Raw genomic sequence first — 16636 nt, forward strand, 5'->3', positions numbered from 1 at the left:
GAACTAGTCGATCATAATAAAACAATGTCATTGAGTAAGAAGTGGATTGCGTTTCGTACTATTTGGTTCAAAGAAGTACGCCGTATTTTACGTATTTGGCCGCAGACATTACTACCACCAGTTATCACAATGAGCTTGTATTTTGTCATTTTTGGTAAGATGATTGGTTCGCGTGTGGGTGAGATGGGCGGTGTGCCATACATGCAGTTTATCGTGCCTGGTTTGATCATGATGTCGATCATTACCAACAGTTACTCTAACGTCGTCTCAAGCTTCTTTAGTGCTAAGTTCACGTCTAGTATCGAAGAGCTTCTAGTATCGCCAGTATCCAAGCATGCTATTTTGATGGGTTATATCAGTGGTGGTATCTTCCGTGGACTGGCTATCGGTGTCATTGTCTCGATTGTCGCGCTATTCTTTACCGATCTCGGTATCGAGCATTTATTTGTCACTGTATTTACGGTACTTGGCACGTCTATTTTGTTTTCACTAGGCGGTTTTATCAATGCGGTGTTTGCACGCTCATTTGATGATATCTCTATCATTCCAAGCTTTGTATTGACCCCGCTGACCTATTTGGGCGGCGTGTTTTATTCGATGGAAAACTTATCACCATTTTGGCAAAATATCTCGCTATTAAACCCTATCGTCTATATGGTTAACTCGTTCCGTTACGGTATTCTTGGATATTCTGATGTCAATGTTTGGTATTCAATGGCGGCTATTTTTGTGTTCTGTGCGATATTTTATACCATCGCCTATCGCTTGCTAAGTAACGGTTCACGTGTACGTTTGTAGTGTGTATTATTCGCTAAGCATATTATTTAGAGCAAATTTTAAACGGTTTAATATTAGGAAGACAGATGAGTATTCACGGTATCTTGGGTGAGCAAACCACAGACTATCCAACTGAGTATAGCCCAGAAACGCTATATCCGATTGCGCGTAGCATGGGGCGTAATGCGATTGGTTGGCAAGACGATAAGCTAACCGTTGGTGTCGATTGGTGGCAGGCTTTTGAGATATCTTGGTTAAATCCGCAAGGTATCTCGCAAGTGGCTATCGCACGCTTTAGCATTCCTGCTAGCTCACCGTCTATCGTAGAATCAAAATCGCTTAAGTTATATTTGAATAGTATTAACTTTACCGAGTTCGCCAGTTGGAACGACGTACAAGCGTTGATTGCGAAAGACCTATCAGCTTGTTTGCAAGCAGACGTACAGGTAGCGTTATTTGGTCTAAACGATGATTTAAATGGTAACGAAACGGAATTGTTGATTGCTCAGCCTGAGGGTGTTTGTATTGATGAAGCATTGGCAGGCAACACGGATAAAGTTGCATTAACTGAACATCCTGACGCGTCATTGCTGAGTGCTAGCGAAGAAATAGAGGCGAGTAGTAGAAGTGTGGCAAATGAGGGTATGCAGCCCTATACCTTTTATTCCAATCTACTGCGTAGTAATTGCCCAGTGACCAATCAACCAGATTGGGGTACGTTGGCCGTATCGATTACGACTGATAAGCCTTTTAATAATGCAAGTATGCTGCGTTATATATTGAGCTTCCGTCAGCACAATGGTTTTCATGAGCAGTGTGTTGAGCAGATATTTGCTGATTTGAGCCAATACTATCAGCCAAGTGAGCTAATGGTACGGGCATGGTATACGCGCCGCGGTGGTATCGATATCAATCCATGCCGTGTCAGTGATATCAGTCTATTGCCTAAGCCAAGCCGCCTAATCCGCCAGTAAGTTCTCGCTCAAAATACAATGTTCATAAGAATACAATGTTAAATAGTTTTTAAGCCAACAAAAAAGCGCCTATCTCACATGATGAGATAGGCGCTTTCTGTTATATAGTCTTTAATTACAAGACTATTTACCGCTTACTTTTGCCATGACTTCTTCACGGCTTAGCATTTGCTTTTCAGCTTCACGGCGATTGACGTACTCATACTTGCCTTCCGCCAAGTTGCGATCAGAGACGACGATACGATGCGGTATACCAATCAATTCAAGATCAGCAAACTTAACGCCTGGGCGCTCGTTACGATCGTCCAGTAGTACGTTGATGCCTTGAGCTTTTAACTCTTCATACAGGGCGGTTGCCGTCTGCATGACCGTCTCTTCTTTAGACTTCATCGGGATGATGGCGACTTCAAAAGGAGAGATCGAATCATCAACCGTTGGCGTTTTTGGCCACATGATGCCGTTTTCATCATTGTTCTGCTCGATAGCAGCGGCAATGATACGGCTAACGCCAATACCATAACAGCCCATCATCAAGGTAACAGGTTTGCCATCTTCACCAGAAACAGTACAGTTCATCGCTTGTGAGTATTTATCCCCCAACTGGAAGATATGACCAACTTCGATACCACGTTTGATTTTTAGGCTACCTTTACCATCAGGAGAAGGGTCGCCTTCTTGTACATTGCGCACATCAACGATGCGAGTAATACGAGTATCACGTGCCCAGTTCATACCGATAGTATGTTTGTTCACTTCATTAGCACCGCAAACAAAATCTGACAACGCAGCTGCTGAACGATCAACGAATACAGGCATATCTAAATTAACACCGATATAGCCTTTGTGTAGGCCTGCCGCTTTTAGCTCTTCGTCAGATGCTAACGTCAATGGTACGTTGGCTTCTTCGATTTTCTCAGCTTTGATAGTATTGAGCTGATGATCGCCGCGCAACACGATAGCAATCAGTTGTGGCTCATCATTCTCGGTATGACCATGAACGATCAAGGTTTTAACCGTCGTTTCTAACGGGATATCCAAGTGTTCAGCAACCATTTTGCAGCTGGTCATGCCTTCGGTTAGAACGTCTTCACGCTCCATTTTTGGTGGTTGACGCTCAGCGGTGCTGACAGACTCTGCTAGCTCTACGTTGGCTGCATAGTCAGATGAGTCCGAAAATGCAATATCGTCTTCGCCGCTATCTGCCAATACATGGAACTCATGTGAGGCAAAACCACCGATAGAGCCTGTATCTGCTTGTACCGCACGGAAATCTAAGCCCAAGCGGGTAAAGATGCGTGTATAAGCGTCATACATATCATGGTAGGTCTTGGCCAATGAGGCTTGATCCACATGGAAAGAGTAAGCATCTTTCATGGTGAATTCACGGGCGCGCATCACACCGAAGCGTGGACGAATCTCATCACGGAACTTACCTTGAATCTGAAAGAAGGTAATCGGTAGCTGTTTATAACTACGTAGCTCGCCTTGTGCTAGATTGGTAATGACTTCTTCATGCGTTGGACCAAGTACAAAGTCGCGATCATGACGGTCTTTGAAGCGTAATAACTCAGGACCATAATCATCAAAACGTCCGGTCGTCTGCCAAAGTTCAGCAGGCTGAGTCATCGGCATAAGCACTTCTTGTGCACCAACGTTTTGCATCTCTTCACGAACAATACGTTCGACCTTTTGTAAGACGCGCAGACCCATAGGCAACCAAATATACAATCCAGAAGCAATCTTGCGGATAAGACCAGCACGCACCATCAATTGGCTTGAGGCAATGTCGGCGTCACTTGGGGTTTCTTTTAGTGTGGCAAATAAAAATTGACTGGCTTTCATAAATAAAGCGTAACCTTATCAACGATAAAAAAATAAGAAATAGTAGGATGTTGAGCGTATGGCTAATCGTTTCATTGCCGCCGCAAGCTTACCTTTATCACTTAGCAATAATCTAGGGTATTTCCTAGTTACCAATCTGCTTATATACAAAGCACATCAGTAAAAACCACTCTCAGAAAAGAGAGGCAAATTTGATTTGATGTATCAATATGCCAAAAACGCAATATATTCAGGTCAAAACCCTGATAAATGCTTCAAGACTGACATTTTATTCATACAATCTGACTATGTTAGGTAAAGTTCGCCTAAGACGCAATGACTTTTTGTCTTTTCAGACCGAACGTGACGCAAAGGGTTCAATAAGGGATAAATAATTGAACTATTCATATGATTTTATAGCGAAAGTACTGCTTATTTTGGCAACAGTTTATTGAGGTGGTTGCGTAGAGGTTTATGGATAAAGTTATGTAGAGGAATGGTAGCCATTACTTGAAGTTACTGCACAATAGTCGCATCTATAGACTAAGCATCTGTTCTATTTTTACAACGCTCTTAGCCTTACCAAACGATGCAACATTATAAAGGTAGCTTCTATGGATAATCCTGATATGAATAACGCTAATACCACTCAAAAGCCTGCGAAACGTCCTATTGCGACAATGTCGTGGGTGATATTACTTATCGGCGGTCTAGCAGCGATTGCCTTTGCTATTTATAGCGCGCAAAACAAACCAGAAGAAGCGCCGATAGAAACTATTACTCGCGAAGGCGTGGTTACGCAAATTCAGCAGTTAAATCGCTTACATACTGTCGCATTCAGTGTCGATACAGTGATTACGAGTGAGCGTCCGGGGAGTTGGATGAAGTTATGGCAAGATGAACAAAAAGCGCTGTTTATCGCTCATGGTCGCGTAGAGGCAGGCGTTGATCTGAGTGCTTTGACGCCTGAGATGGTGCAGGTCATTCAGCCTACTCAGACTATGACTGATGCAGAGGATGAGCAAGCAGCGAATAATTCACCTGCTTCAGCCATGCCACAAATCAATATTACCTTACCGCCTACAGAGATATTTTCAGTATATTTAGATGATATCGAGATCTATGACTGGCAGACAGGCGCTTTTGGCATGATGCAAGTCGATCCTAAGATATTGGCACAAGCACAGACCATGGCAAAAAAAGAAGTGCTTGAGCGTGCCTGCCGAGGTGATGTCATGAATATGGCATTGCAAAATGCGCAAACCCAATTGCAGCAGCTGTTTGCACTCACGGGAGCGGTAGTGACGGTTACCACTCAGGGTGCAGGTGCATGTCAGTTGCCAGTCACTACCAATAGCTAGCCTGCTGGTTGTTTTCTAAAATTAAGCTTCTTTTTTAAATTCGGCGATAGCTAGCTTGCGTGCTGATTTATGCTCGACCATCGGCGCAGGGTAGTCGACATCGGCAAACTTACCACCTTTTGCCAATTCTTTACGCATCTTATCTTCGTTATGTAAGATACTGTTAGGAATATCTTTTAACTCTGGTAGCCAAGTTTTAATAAACAGAGCTTTAGAATCGTGCGTATTGGCTTGGCTAAAGGGGTTCATAATACGGAAGTAGGGCGCTGAGTCCGTACCTGTCGACGCGCTCCATTGCCAACCGCCGTTATTGGACGCAAAATCCCCATCTATCAGTTGCTGCATAAAGTAGCGCTCACCCAAGCGCCAATCAATCAACAAGTCTTTGGTCAAAAACATCGCGGTGACCATTCGCAGGCGATTATGCATAAACCCTGTCGCATTTAAGCAACGCATTGCTGCATCGACCAATGGCACGCCTGTCTTACCAGTGCACCATGTCTCAAAATCATCGTTGTCATATGACCAATTAACCTTAGTGTCAGTCTCTTCTTTATAAGCCTTATGACGGATCAGGTTTGGTTTTTCGACCAGTACATGGCGATAAAAATCTCGCCACGCAAGCTCGCTTATCCAACGATTGATGTCTTCATTATCACCGTCATTGCCGTGTAGTTTTTCTTGTGCTTTGCTCGCCTGTAGATAGCATAATCTAGGACTGATAGAGCCTATGGTAAGGTAAGCCGATAGCTGGCTGGTTGCGTGCAAATGGGGGACATCACGGCTCACATCATAATTATTGATATCATCATCGACGAATGCCTCTAGACGCTGGCAAGCGGCCGACTCACCTGCAGGATAGGCGTCTCTTGCTTGGTCAAGCTGAGCTGTCATATCGATATGCTGCAAGGAGTCGTTCTTCTCTAATGTCTGCTGGTAGTCACTCAGCATTTTTTCATTTAGTGCTTTGATATCGTCGATTGTATTGGCAAACGTTTGCGATGATGGTAGTTTGATTTTATAATCGCTATCCACTGTGGGTACTTCATGCATTTGAATGGTGCTGACGTCCAACGTATGTCGCCATTTTTTATAAAATGGGGTGAAGACCTTATACATGCTATCGCCATCATTGGTCGTGATAGTTTGCGGTGGCAAAATGCATTGGTCATGCCAGCGCACGAACTCGATATCGCCTTTTGCAAGTTGTTTGCTTAATTGTTCATCACGATCAATCTCATTGCCTTCGTACTCGTGATTGGCCATGACGCAGCTAATTTCATTATCATTGCATAAAGTCGTGAGCGCCTCTATACAGTCAGCAAAGCTTGGACAGAGCTGTACTGTTAAAGTGATATTCAGGTTTGATTGCAAGTCATTGGCTAAGATAGGTAGCGTGCGAGCAATATGATCAACTTGTACAAGGGACGTATCATGCGCTTGCCACTGCTCAGGGGTTAAAAAGAATATGGCAGACACTGAAGCGTCGTCTTCTTTTGCACGTTCACAAAGCGCTGCTAAAGCGGTATTGTCATGGATACGTAGGTCACGACGAAACCACATCAAGTAATGCGGTGGATTTTTGCTAGTAGCATTGTCGCCAGTATCAGTATCAGTATCAGTAGCGGCTGTCTGTGCAGTCTTAGACATCAAAGTATCCCTATATTAATCAATCGCAATCATAAACAAAACTAAGGATAAAAGTATGCTAGGATAAGTTTTTGGATGCAATGGCTTTGCCGTTAGGTTAACAAAACCTCATCACATCTAACGATTTATCTTTAGCTTGAACTTATCTGATGCCGCTATAATCGGTGTCATATTCAGTACGATGAAACGCAAGGTCACAAAATGCACGTTAAGTTTTGCGGGTTTACTCAGCTTAGTGATATACAGACTGCGGCACAGCTAGGTGCAGATGCAGTGGGTTTGGTGTTTTATCCACCAAGTCCACGTGCAGTCACGATAGCGCAGGCGCAAACCCTGAGTGCTGCCGTACCTGCTTTTGTCAGCGTGGTGGCCTTGGTAGTTAATATGCCTGAAGATGAGCTGCTCAAATTAGCAAACAACGTCTCTTTTGATATTATCCAGTTCCATGGTGATGAAACGCCTGAGCAGTGCCAACAGCTGGCAGGTATGGTCAATAAACGTTGGATCAAAGCATTGCGTATCAATACAGAGCAAGACAGTCTCGATAGCGTTCGCGCCCAAATTAATCAATTTGCGACCGCAGGTGCCAGTACTATTTTATTGGATGCTTATCATCAGCATAAGTATGGCGGTACAGGCGCACGTTTTGACTGGAGTCTCATTCCATATGACAGCGCACTACCGATCGTTTTGGCTGGTGGGCTCGATGCTGACAATGTTGCTGCGACATTAGATTTGCCTATTTATGGCGTCGATGTGAGCGGTGGTATTGAGGTTGATAAAGGTAAAAAAGACGCTGCCAAAATGCGTGCCTTTATGAAAGCGGTCAAGCGTGATCGATGGCAAAACGCTACGGTCACTGGCGCCATCTAAATGGGTTTGTATCTAGCTATTTGCTATACGTAATCTGCTTAGTTGATCGTTATTCCGATTTTTCTGCTTAAATCTTATTAGATTATTATCCCTTTTATTATTTTCTCTCTAGTTATCTAAAGTTATCTAAAAAATACCACTTATTACAGTAGGAATTATCATGAGTCATGTCGAGAACAAAGATTTATCTGCTACCGCACAATCGGTTAATACCTTTAACAATCCTGAAAACGTACAGGACTTTAACCAGTATCCTGATGCGCGCGGTCATTTCGGTGTACATGGGGGACGTTTTGTCTCTGAGACGCTAATGGCTGCTCTAGAGGAGCTAGAAACGCTTTATACCAAGGTCAAAGCAGATCCAGCATTCTGGGAGGAGTATCACAACGACTTGGTCAATTATGTCGGTCGTCCAACGCCGCTGTATCATGCTAAGCGTTTAAGCGATGAGATTGGCGGTGCGCAAATTTACTTCAAACGCGAAGACCTAAACCATACTGGTGCGCATAAAGTAAACAACACCATCGGACAAGCACTGCTTGCCAAGATGTGTGGCAAAAAACGTATCATCGCTGAGACTGGCGCAGGACAGCATGGTGTCGCGACGGCAACGATTGCTGCTCGTTTAGGGCTAGAGTGTATCGTCTATATGGGCGCGGACGATGTCGAGCGTCAAAAAATGAACGTCTATCGTATGCGTTTGCTTGGTGCGACAGTTGTGCCAGTAACCTCTGGCTCACGTACGCTCAAAGACGCAATGAACGAAGCCATGCGTGACTGGGTAACCAATGTCGATAGCACGTATTATATTATCGGTACGGTGGCAGGACCGCATCCTTATCCGCTATTGGTACGTGATTTCCAAGCGATTATTGGTAAAGAAGCCCGTATCCAGCATTTAGAAAAAACAGGCAAGCTTCCTGATGCATTGGTCGCTTGTGTGGGTGGTGGTTCAAACGCTATTGGTTTGTTCTTTGACTTCCTAAACGATACTGACGTTAAAATGTATGGCGTCGAGGCAACGGGTGATGGTATCGAGTCAGGTCGTCATTCAGCACCATTGGCTGCTGGCCGTATTGGCGTACTACATGGTAACCGTACTTACCTAATGGCAGATGATGATGGTCAGATTCAAGAGACGCATTCTATCTCAGCGGGTCTTGATTATCCTGGTGTCGGTCCAGAGCATAGCTTCCTAAAAGATATGAAGCGTGTTGAGTATGTCGGCTGTACGGATAAAGAAGCATTGGAAGGCTTTCATGAGGCAACTCGCAAAGAAGGTATTATCCCTGCGCTTGAAACTGCTCATGCCGTCGCTTATGCATTGAAACTGGCTAAAACCATGACGCCTGATCAGACGATTATCGTTAATATGTCAGGTCGCGGTGACAAGGATCTGCATTCAGTGATGAAGGCAGAAGGGATTGAGTTGTAGTAACGAGTATCTTTATAAGTTATCAAATTTATAAGTTACTAGATTCTTCTTTATAAGAAAAATTGTTTGACCTCTTATTGTTCAATATAGATTATTAAATGAAAGGTCAAACAAGCCAGTTTATAACAATTAAGAGACCACTATGACCAGAATTGAAAGTACCTTTGAAACCTTAAAATCACAAAACAAAAAAGCCTTGATTCCTTATGTGATGGCAGGCGATCCTAATCCAACCACTACTGTAGGTCTGTTGCACGACTTAGTGAAACACGGCGCCGATATGATCGAAGTCGGTTTACCATTCTCTGATCCAATGGCCGATGGCCCAACTGTAGCGTTGGCTGGCGAGCGTGCATTAGCAGCAGGTACGAGTACTCGTGATGCATTGAAGATGGTTGCAGAGTTCCGTCAAACAGATACGCAAACGCCAATTATCCTAATGGGCTATCTTAATCCTGTTGAAATCATCGGCTATGACAACTTTGTCGCGCTATGCGAGCAGTCAGGCGTTGATGGTTTATTGATGGTAGATTTGCCACCAGCAGAAGCGGGCAGCTTCACTCAGCATTTGACCGATCATTCGATGAATGAGATTTTCTTGCTATCACCAACCACTTTACCTGAGCGCCGTGAGCAAGTATTGACTCATTGTGGCGGCTATATTTATTATGTATCACTAAAAGGTGTGACTGGTTCAGCCACGCTAGATACTGACGATGTAGCAACTCAAGTACAAGCAATCAAAGCAGAAACAGACTTGCCAGTATGCGTCGGCTTTGGTATCCGTGATGGTGCTTCTGCAAAAGCGATCGGTACTCATGCAGATGGCGTTATCGTCGGTAGTGCCTTGGTACAGAATTTTGCCGATATCGATGCCAACGATACCGCTACGGTTGCAAATGCACAGCAGAACATCATGGCAAAAATGGATGAGCTACGTGAAGCGTTAGACAGCTTAAGCGCCTAATAGCTATTGCTTTCATATTGTTGTTACTTGAAGAGATAGTTATTTGAAACAGCAAAGTCAAATCGCAGCTATTGTTTACCTAAAGACTTTACTTAAAAGCTTTACGTGAAGACAATACTAAATGACTTTGCTAAAATTAGTTTACGAGTGTAAACTAACATCACTATTATATGGTGTCTGATAGCAGTGGTTTATTTGTCATTTTGATTGGCAAATACATTATCTATCAACAAGCGCATAATCAAATTACCGACATACGAGATTTATTTATCAGTATGTCGCATGACTGCTCATGTTATGACTGTATTAGACGCTTTGTTTAGACAACCATTAAACTCTCAATGACAAGCGAATGAGCAAACTTGTCAATAAGCCTTTTATGATGGCAAATAATATGACTGATACAATAACAAAACCCGATAATAATACTGCTAAAGCCGCGCCAAACAGCAATACGGATAGGCAGTCATGGTTTAACCGTCCTATCCCAGGCATCAAGCAGCATTTGACTGCGCCACTGTCTGCGGTAGAGACTGAACCGTCAACTAAGTGTAGCAATTGTCATTCGATGATTACCAACACAGCGCTGATTTTTAACTGTTATGTGTGCCCGCATTGTGATCATCATTTACCGATGAGTGCTCGTGAGCGCCTGAACTGGTTACTTGATCAAGTAGACGGCGAGACAGGACAAGAGTTTACGGCAAAAGATCCATTGAGCTTTGTGGATAGTAAGCCATATCCTGCGCGTATGAGTGAAGCACAAGAAAAAACAGGTGAGTCTGAGGCGTTGGTTGCTATGTATGGCAAGCTGCGTAACCTTGATATCGTCGCCTGTGCTTTTGACTTCCGTTTTATGGGCGGGTCAATGGGCTCGGTCGTTGGCGATCGTTTTGTCCAAGCAGCTGAAAAAGCCCTAGAGCAAAAAGTACCTTTGGTTTGCTTTGCTGCTTCTGGCGGTGCACGTATGCAAGAAGGCCTGCTATCGTTGATGCAAATGGCACGCACGGCAGCAGCGATTGAGCGTCTAAGAATCGCTGGGATTCCTTATATTGTGGTATTGACCAATCCTGTTTATGGCGGCGTGACCGCATCCCTTGCGATGCTTGGTGATATTCATTTAGCAGAGCCAAAAGCGATGATAGGATTTGCGGGCAAGCGTGTGATCGAGCAGACTGTACGCGAGACGCTAGAAGAGCCATTCCAGCGCGCTGAGTTCTTATTAGAGCATGGTGTGGTGGATGAAGTAGTACATCGTCATCAGCTAATCGATACGATTTATCGTCTGCTTGCAAAACTATGCCGCGTACCAAATGTAGATGCTCAGTAAAATGAGATGCTCGATAAGGTAAATGACTCAGTATAATGAATCATTTATTGAGTGCATAATGACTTAGCTGCGTGCTAACATCTACTGCATATGCAAGACCCTCTAATAGCATTTATCGTCATTGCACGGTAAGTGCTATTTTTGGTTTTAGCTAGCACATATATTTTTATCTCTTATTAAATTTTATATAGGTTTTATCCATGTCTGACCTTCGCAGCCCCAACGCCCATAGTCCTAATGAAAGTGCTAGCCTAACTGAATGGCTCGATTATATGCAGCAGATTCATGTATCTGCAATCGATATGGGATTGTCACGTGTATTGCCTGTTGCAGAAGCGTTAGGTGTGGTGCAGTCAGCTAAAGATGACGCTTATGTATTTACTGTGGCAGGTACCAATGGCAAAGGCTCTACAACTGCTGTCATTGCCGAAATGTGTAAAGCCGCAGGGTACAAGACGGCGCTATATCAGTCGCCACATCTTAGCGCCTTCAATGAGCGTGTACGTATCAATGGCGAGATGGTCAGCGACCAGACGCTGATTGAGGCCTTTAGCAAAGTAGAGGCAGCGCGTTTACAGTGTGAGTTGACGTTGTCTTTCTTTGAGATGACTACACTAGCGGCGCTATTGATATTCGCTGAGGCAGACTGTGACGTGTGGGTATTAGAAGTAGGGTTAGGTGGCCGCCTAGATGTGGTCAATATTATTGATCCTGACATGGCAGTCATTACCAATATCGGCATCGATCATGTTGACTGGTTGGGTGACAATGTCGAGGATATTGGCCGCGAAAAAGCAGGTATCTTGCGCAACGGCATTCCTCTGATTTATGGTGCTACTGAGATGCCAGCCAGCGTGCAAAAATCCATCGATACCCAGCAGGCAACTTGCTATCAAATAGGACAAGATTTTAGCTACCACGATATTGATTCAACGACTTGGCAATACAGTAATGCGGCGGTTACCTTGCAGTTACCACGTCCTGCGTTATCGTTAACTAACACGACCAATGCATTATCAGCAGTATTAGCAAGTCCATTAGATGTGGGTATCAATGCGATTGAGCAAGCACTACAAACTGTTAAACTGGCAGGTCGCTTCGATTATCGTGAGAACCATAGCCGCCATTGGTTATTTGATGTGGCGCATAATGAGCAAGGCGTTGAGTTCTTATTAGCCCAGCTATCACCGTTTTGGCAGCAGCATGTAGCCAAGCAAAGTAATCAAGATAGCTCAGCGGATATCCCTACACCAAAGATAAAAATGCTATTTTCTATGTTAGGTGATAAAGATATTGATAAGGTTGTGCAGCGCTTAACCCAAGCAGGCTTACCGATTAGTGACTGGTTTATCGCTGAGATTGATTACCCTCGTGCCGCGACTACTGAACAGCTGCAAGATGTCTTGGCCAAATATGTTGATAGCACCAATATATATGAGTTTGATGGTCTGCATATAGCGACCCATGCAGTGATAGAGGCGAGCCAGCCGCAAGACCTTATCGTCGTATGTGGCTCGTTTCATACGATCGGGGAAGCGTTAAGTGCCCTTAGCGTATGATAATTTAAGTTAAAGTAGTGCCTGTTTAATGTTAATCTTAGTCATAGCCTGATGGCAGACAGCATGAAAAATATGCTTTATAATCAAAATGATTTGCCAGACCAGTAGAAGATGGTCGGTATAAATTTTGAACCCTGATGGCATTAACTGACAGTAACTGGCGGTAAGAGATCATGATTAAAGCGATTGGATATACTGCTTTAAGATAGTCGCTGCGCCGCTCAATCAACCTTATTACCAACTAAGAGACGTAAACGGATGAACTTTTCGAGACAAGCCTTATTGGGCATTGGGATGATTATCGGCGGTAGCGTGATGCTATACGCCATGGTGCAACAGATTGGTGATAGCGATCAGCCAGAGCCGATGTCAGCGATGGTTGACAAACTAAGCTCGGAGCAAGAGTCTCCGCAGCCGCTCACAACTGATATCGAAACAGAAAAACGTATCCTTGCGCAAAAGCAAAAAGAACGTGCAGCCCGCGTTGCAGAGCAAGAAAAACGTGCAAAAGAGTTTCTGACAGAGCAGGAAGTTGCAGAAGCAGAAGCATTGGCTAAGGCACGTGCTGAGAGCCAGCAATATGTTGATAATAGTGCGCCAGCTATTGATGACACCAGCAGTACAGAGGCTACAAAAGACGTTGCTACAGACCTAACGGTTCAGCTTCGTAATGAGAGTCAGTCTACTACTGATACTACAAAGTCTAGCGAAGCAGAGAAGCAAAAAGCGGCTCAAGAGCAAAAAGCGGCTCAAGAGCAACAAGAAGCTCAAAGGCAAGCGGCTATAAAAGAGCAAGCGGCCGCCAAAAAACTTGCCGAGAGTAAAAAACAGGCGGAGGCAGAGAAACTAGCCGAAGCAAAAAAGCAGGCTGAAGCCCAAGCAGCGGCTGAGAGAAAAAGAGAAGCAGCTGAAGCGGCTAAAAGTGAGCCACCAAAATCGCCTTCTGAATACCAAATCAAGAAAGGCGATGGACTCATCAAACTGGCAAGACAATACAACATGCCTGTAGAAGTATTGGCTCAAGCCAACAACTTATCACCATCGGCAGCGCTACAACTGGGTCAAAGTATCACCATCCCATCGAGCAAACAGGTACAACATTTAGAACGTGAAGCGGCTGCCGCTGAGCAAGCACGTGAGAAGAAGCGCCAACAAGAAGAAGCGCTAGCGAAGAAATCTGCCGATGCAAAACGTGAAGCGCAGCAAAAACTGAGTGAAGCGCGTAAAGAAGTCAAAGAAACAGACGCTAAAGGTAGCTTCGGGGTGCAAGTAGCTTTAGCAAACGACCAAGCCAAAGCGGATGAGTTAGCGAAAAAGTTCCGAGCAGCAGGTTATCAAGTCAAGACCAGTGCCACTAGTCGTGGAGTGCGTGTCGTAGTTGGGCCTGAACGTGGCAAAGTCGCAGCATTAGCATTAAAAGATAAAATCAATAGTGACCCTAAAGTAAATACGACCAGCGCTTGGGTGCTTTACTGGCGTTAAGCTAGAGCGTTTCTAACGGTCTCGATTCGGCTTTGATCTACTTTATATGAAAACACGACAAATACTGTCGTGTTTTTTGTTTTATAGATTGCTGATTGGCGTAGCCTTAGTTAAGATGAGCGCCATTTTTATAATCTGTTGTTGTATAACCTGTCAGCCTATATAGGTTGCCTTGTCGTGGTTGGCGCATTATTAATTGCTATTAATAATAACAATTAGCCCATCACTCTCATATTGTATAAGGTAGAACCATGTCGTTTGGTGTTATATTTTTAATATTGGCCGTTGGGTTTTTAGGGCTGATTACGTTACCGAAGCTGCTACCAACACTACTGACGAAGCGCCCCGTCGTTGAGCCTGATCCAAAACCTGTGCGCGGTGATGATTTGGCTATTTGGCCATTTGCGCCGATGCCAATCATGACCGATACGGAAGTAATATTTTTTAATAAGTTAAAAAATGCGCTGCCGGAGTATCACATATTTGTCCAAGTACAGCTGTCACGGATCATTGAAGCCAATAGTAGTGAGACATCAGAGCGTAGCTTTTGGTTCAATCGTATTTGCCGTCAGAGCGTTGACTATGTGATTGTGGATGTCGATGCTCAGACTACTTTGGTCGCTATCGAGCTTGATGACTGGACGCATAGTAGTAAAGCCCGCCAAAAAGCGGATGATAAAAAAGATAAGGCGCTTGCCAGTGCAGGTATTGCGATGGTGCGCTTCCATGCTGAGCGTATGCCGAGTGCCGATATGCTTAGATATGAGTTAATGCAAGTGATTGAGAGTTATTAAGCATTCTGTGAAAGCTGCTCGATTGTTAAGGCTAAAACATTATCCAAGCAGTTTCATTTTAAAATTTTAGGTTAGCTAAATTTATTCATCGATCTGGTCTGACTGCCTTGGATAAATAACGATTGGTCGATTACCTTCAAAATATAAACCTGTCTTAGGTAGCTCGCTATCTGACCAAACTATCGGCTGCTGGTGACCATCATGAGCAGTTCGCCCATCATAAAAGTCGCGCTTGGTGAACCACTCAATATAATGCGCGGCTCGCAAAGCTTTAGTGTCAATCGTTGCAAGACTTGCCATGTCTCTTTTATCACACCACTCATGTATCGGAAAGCTCGGCGTTAGCCAATATGGCCAATCATAATCGCCGCAATCAGTTGTATTAATCGGTAAAAAGAATCGCCCTTTGATCACGCCATAACGCTTATCAATTTTTACCTGTCCATGATTTTCCGTATCTACCCACACGGCTCGAAACTGCTTGGTTTGCATATGTGTCATTTTGCGCTGTAGATTATCATTGGAGTTAATCCCAACCCAGTTCACAGGTTCAAAAGGTGCTGATCCCATAAAAAACTTAATGGCTAGCTCCCAATGCTCAACCAGCTGTTCTGCATGGTTATACAAGATCAAATCAAGCTCGCCAGTTGTCTGCTTACCATTATAGAGCTGCACATTGCTAGCCAGTGTCTCATACGGATGCAGCTTGCGCACAAATCCATCCTCTAACCAAAATGACAGTAAGCCTTCAAAATGAAACCCCAGTCGATTGGGGCTAGGGCGTTTGAGTAAATAGCGAGTCAGCTCTTGATAGGCGGCAGTGGTATCTAGCTCTGTTAATCGTTGCTCATATGCCTCAAACTGTGTCTGCCAAAATTGTGCGCTATGCACGGCAACCGTATGTGTACTCTGATGCGGCGCAAAGTCTAGCCATTGTGTCAAAACATTGGGACATGCCAACACATAAGCCAAATCGCGCACATAGGGTCGGCGGTAACGTTCCCAAGGTGAGTTAACTATGAGGCGATTAGGTGTGGGCTGATTGACAGGATCGGACATAGGATAAACCAGTGTGAAGGTGTAGCATTTACCCTAACGGCTCGCTCTATAAAAGTCTATAGATGACAAGTATCAGCTAAGGTAGTGCTAAGCTTTTTGGCGCTAAAATATGATATTAATGTGATGGATATGAATGCTGATATCAGGCGGTGATAGCAGGTAGGGTAATAGGATGCTAACTACCGCTTTAAGTAGAGAGAGCTGCCATTTAGGCTGATATTGAGATGGCTTCTGTTTTGGCTTAGTTGGGATATGATTTCTCTGTTTCATGTATCTAGCTCCATATTTGCCGTAACTTGATTGTACGGCTTATGGTTGCTAGTTTATGGAGTAAGGTTGTCCGATAGTTCTAATTAGAAAAACAGGCCTTCTAATTAGAAGCTAGTTAGAATTAAATAGTGTTTTCATGGGCGGGAGTTTCCTAAAAACTGTGTAACTGCTTATAATCCATTAACAGGAGAATAAGCAATGACTACTCAATCTGACATTAAAAAACTGGCCGAGCAAATGGCTGGTAGCATGAAAAGCTTTGATGACATCAAAGACTTTCAGAG

Annotated in this window: 14 protein-coding genes and 1 pseudogene; 11 read left to right on the forward strand and 4 right to left on the reverse strand. The window is 44.0% G+C overall.

Translation table 11 applies throughout. The features are described 5' to 3' along the window. The first annotated feature begins 24 nt into the window (after nt 1-24). A complete protein-coding gene (locus tag CXF69_RS13220; protein ID WP_057762348.1) occupies nt 25-798 on the forward strand; it encodes an ABC transporter permease in 774 nt (257 codons plus the stop codon). Nucleotides 799-863: 65 nt separating this feature from the next. Next, nucleotides 864-1751, forward strand: coding sequence for an NADPH-dependent 7-cyano-7-deazaguanine reductase QueF (queF, locus tag CXF69_RS13225; RefSeq protein WP_101204941.1), 888 nt, complete (start codon nt 864-866; stop codon nt 1749-1751). A gap of 123 nt (nt 1752-1874) precedes the next feature. Here the strand turns inward: queF and CXF69_RS13230 are convergent, their stop codons facing one another. Continuing rightward, nucleotides 1875-3593: a proline--tRNA ligase gene (locus CXF69_RS13230; protein WP_101204940.1), complete on the reverse strand. Its 1719-nt coding sequence runs from the start codon at nt 3591-3593 to the stop codon at nt 1875-1877. Between the two features lie 593 nt (nt 3594-4186). On the opposite strand from CXF69_RS13230, the gene CXF69_RS13235 reads away from it, so the two are divergent. After that, entirely contained in the window at nt 4187-4933 is a 747-nt protein-coding gene (locus CXF69_RS13235) for a DUF4230 domain-containing protein (protein ID WP_227522903.1), read from the forward strand. 21 nt (nt 4934-4954) lie between these two features. On the opposite strand, the gene CXF69_RS13240 is transcribed toward CXF69_RS13235, so the two are convergent. Then, nucleotides 4955-6583 (reverse strand): cryptochrome/photolyase family protein, encoded by a 1629-nt coding sequence (locus CXF69_RS13240; protein WP_101204939.1) that lies wholly within the window; start codon nt 6581-6583, stop codon nt 4955-4957. A 171-nt stretch (nt 6584-6754) separates the two neighbouring features. Here CXF69_RS13240 and CXF69_RS13245 point away from each other — a divergent pair, with 171 nt between their 5' ends. From CXF69_RS13245 to CXF69_RS13275, 7 genes are all read left to right on the forward strand, one after another. Beyond that, nucleotides 6755-7456: a phosphoribosylanthranilate isomerase gene (locus CXF69_RS13245; protein WP_264754899.1), complete on the forward strand. Its 702-nt coding sequence runs from the start codon at nt 6755-6757 to the stop codon at nt 7454-7456. A 160-nt stretch (nt 7457-7616) separates the two neighbouring features. Then, nucleotides 7617-8891 carry a tryptophan synthase subunit beta gene (gene trpB, locus CXF69_RS13250; protein ID WP_101204937.1) on the forward strand — a complete coding sequence of 425 codons (1275 nt, stop codon included), beginning with the start codon at nt 7617-7619 and terminating at the stop codon, nt 8889-8891. A gap of 142 nt (nt 8892-9033) precedes the next feature. Further along, a complete protein-coding gene (trpA, locus tag CXF69_RS13255; RefSeq protein WP_101204936.1) occupies nt 9034-9858 on the forward strand; it encodes a tryptophan synthase subunit alpha in 825 nt (274 codons plus the stop codon). 382 nt (nt 9859-10240) lie between these two features. Further along, nucleotides 10241-11188: an acetyl-CoA carboxylase, carboxyltransferase subunit beta gene (accD, locus tag CXF69_RS13260; protein WP_180952657.1), complete on the forward strand. Its 948-nt coding sequence runs from the start codon at nt 10241-10243 to the stop codon at nt 11186-11188. A gap of 200 nt (nt 11189-11388) precedes the next feature. Further along, nucleotides 11389-12747 (forward strand): bifunctional tetrahydrofolate synthase/dihydrofolate synthase, encoded by a 1359-nt coding sequence (folC, locus tag CXF69_RS13265; RefSeq protein ID WP_101204935.1) that lies wholly within the window; start codon nt 11389-11391, stop codon nt 12745-12747. Nucleotides 12748-13005: 258 nt separating this feature from the next. Next, nucleotides 13006-14229 carry an SPOR and LysM peptidoglycan-binding domain-containing protein gene (locus CXF69_RS13270; protein ID WP_101204934.1) on the forward strand — a complete coding sequence of 408 codons (1224 nt, stop codon included), beginning with the start codon at nt 13006-13008 and terminating at the stop codon, nt 14227-14229. 251 nt (nt 14230-14480) lie between these two features. Further along, complete coding sequence (locus CXF69_RS13275) at nt 14481-15023, forward strand: DUF2726 domain-containing protein (protein WP_102078690.1); 543 nt, start codon at nt 14481-14483, stop codon at nt 15021-15023. Nucleotides 15024-15104: 81 nt separating this feature from the next. On the opposite strand, the gene CXF69_RS13280 is transcribed toward CXF69_RS13275, so the two are convergent. Continuing rightward, entirely contained in the window at nt 15105-16082 is a 978-nt protein-coding gene (locus CXF69_RS13280; protein WP_101204932.1) for a DUF1853 family protein, read from the reverse strand. Between the two features lie 102 nt (nt 16083-16184). Then, nucleotides 16185-16352, reverse strand: a complete 168-nt coding sequence (locus tag CXF69_RS14365; protein WP_180952655.1) for a hypothetical protein — start codon at nt 16350-16352, stop codon at nt 16185-16187. Nucleotides 16353-16550: 198 nt separating this feature from the next. Between CXF69_RS14365 and CXF69_RS14665 the strand changes: the two are divergent. Further along, nucleotides 16551-16636 (forward strand): annotated as a pseudogene (locus tag CXF69_RS14665) (transposase); the annotation flags it as partial.

It is taken from the genome of Psychrobacter sp. Choline-02u-9 (genome assembly GCF_002836505.1).
Lineage (GTDB): Bacteria > Pseudomonadota > Gammaproteobacteria > Pseudomonadales > Moraxellaceae > Psychrobacter.

Bases quoted from the DNA above. Each gene is read 5' to 3' on its own strand.
- CXF69_RS13220 (WP_057762348.1), top strand. From the start codon at position 25: ATGTCATTGAGTAAGAAGTGGATTGCGTTTCGTACTATTTGGTTCAAA.
- queF (WP_101204941.1), top strand. From the start codon at position 864: ATGAGTATTCACGGTATCTTGGGTGAGCAAACCACAGACTATCCAACT.
- CXF69_RS13230 (WP_101204940.1), bottom strand. From the start codon at position 3,593: ATGAAAGCCAGTCAATTTTTATTTGCCACACTAAAAGAAACCCCAAGT.
- CXF69_RS13235 (WP_227522903.1), top strand. From the start codon at position 4,187: ATGGATAATCCTGATATGAATAACGCTAATACCACTCAAAAGCCTGCG.
- CXF69_RS13240 (WP_101204939.1), bottom strand. From the start codon at position 6,583: ATGTCTAAGACTGCACAGACAGCCGCTACTGATACTGATACTGATACT.
- trpB (WP_101204937.1), top strand. From the start codon at position 7,617: ATGAGTCATGTCGAGAACAAAGATTTATCTGCTACCGCACAATCGGTT.
- trpA (WP_101204936.1), top strand. From the start codon at position 9,034: ATGACCAGAATTGAAAGTACCTTTGAAACCTTAAAATCACAAAACAAA.
- accD (WP_180952657.1), top strand. From the start codon at position 10,241: ATGGCAAATAATATGACTGATACAATAACAAAACCCGATAATAATACT.
- folC (WP_101204935.1), top strand. From the start codon at position 11,389: ATGTCTGACCTTCGCAGCCCCAACGCCCATAGTCCTAATGAAAGTGCT.
- CXF69_RS13270 (WP_101204934.1), top strand. From the start codon at position 13,006: ATGAACTTTTCGAGACAAGCCTTATTGGGCATTGGGATGATTATCGGC.
- CXF69_RS13275 (WP_102078690.1), top strand. From the start codon at position 14,481: ATGTCGTTTGGTGTTATATTTTTAATATTGGCCGTTGGGTTTTTAGGG.
- CXF69_RS13280 (WP_101204932.1), bottom strand. From the start codon at position 16,082: ATGTCCGATCCTGTCAATCAGCCCACACCTAATCGCCTCATAGTTAAC.
- CXF69_RS14365 (WP_180952655.1), bottom strand. From the start codon at position 16,352: ATGAAACAGAGAAATCATATCCCAACTAAGCCAAAACAGAAGCCATCT.